This window comes from Alcanivorax sp. HI0044 (assembly GCF_001634945.1).
This window is the reverse complement of record NZ_LWEZ01001270.1, coordinates 1-981: the sequence shown is the minus strand read 5'-3', so window position 1 is coordinate 981 and position 981 is coordinate 1. Positions and strand designations below refer to the sequence as shown.

Sequence of the window (981 nt, the reverse complement as noted above, 5' to 3'; positions counted from 1 at the left end):
CCAGGTGTGCGCCCTGCACGGCGGTGGCCACGTCCGGCTCCAGGCTGACCCGGTCCGGGTAGCGGCCCAGCAAGTCGCTGTCCGGAGTGAAGCCATCCGGGCTGCTGATCACCAGCTCGAAATCAAACTGATTGGCGGCGTTGATGTAGCTGGCGCACATGTTGTTGCCATCGCCGACCCACACCACTTTCTTGCCCTGAATGCTGCCGCGGTGTTCCACATAGGTTTGCATGTCGGCCAGCAACTGGCAGGGGTGAAAGTCGTCGGTGAGTGCGTTGATCACCGGTACCGCAGAGTGGTCGGCAAACGTCTGCAGGGTGGCGTGGTCAAAGGTGCGAATCATCACCGCGTCGACCATACGTGACAGTACCCGTGCGGAATCCTCGATTGGTTCGCCGCGGCCCAGCTGGGTGTCACGGGGTGACAGGAAAATGCTGGCGCCACCGAAATGGGTCATCGCCACTTCGAAGGAAACGCGGGTGCGAGTGGATGATTTTTCAAAAATCATGCCCAGGGTTTTGCCTTTCAGCGGCTCGTGGTGCTGGCCGTTGCGCAGCATGGTTTTAAGCTCAATGGCGCGCTGGATCAGGTAGCCGAGCTCATCCGGGGTCAGGTCGGTGAGGGTCAGGAAATGACGGGTCATGCGACCTCCTGCTCGTCGGCAAAACGGTGGATCAGAGTCGAGAGAGTGTCCACCAGGTGCTGCATCTCTGCCTGGCTGATTACCAGTGGCGGCAGCAAGCGCACCACGGAACCGGCAGTGACATTGATCAGCAGGCCGGCGTCACGGGCCCGGTTAACCAGTTCGGCGCAGGGGCGATCTAGCTGGATGCCGAGCATCAGGCCTTTCTGGCGGATCTCGGTAACCATGGGCAGAGCTGAGAATGCCTGGGTAAAGGCGTCTTTCAGCCAGGATCCCTTGTCGGCCACGCCATCAATGATGTCGTCGGTGAGGGTGTTTACCACGGTCAGGGCGGTGGC

Annotated in this window: 2 protein-coding genes; both read right to left on the bottom strand. The window is 60.9% G+C overall.

The genetic code is table 11. The features are described 5' to 3' along the window. The coding region (locus A3730_RS18285; RefSeq protein ID WP_063538633.1) for an ornithine carbamoyltransferase at positions 1-643 on the bottom strand (643 nt) is incomplete at its 3' end. Then, on the bottom strand, positions 640-981 hold a 342-nt coding region (locus A3730_RS18280; protein WP_156501247.1), incomplete at its 5' end, for an aminotransferase class III-fold pyridoxal phosphate-dependent enzyme. The genes A3730_RS18280 and A3730_RS18285, both read right to left, overlap by 4 nt.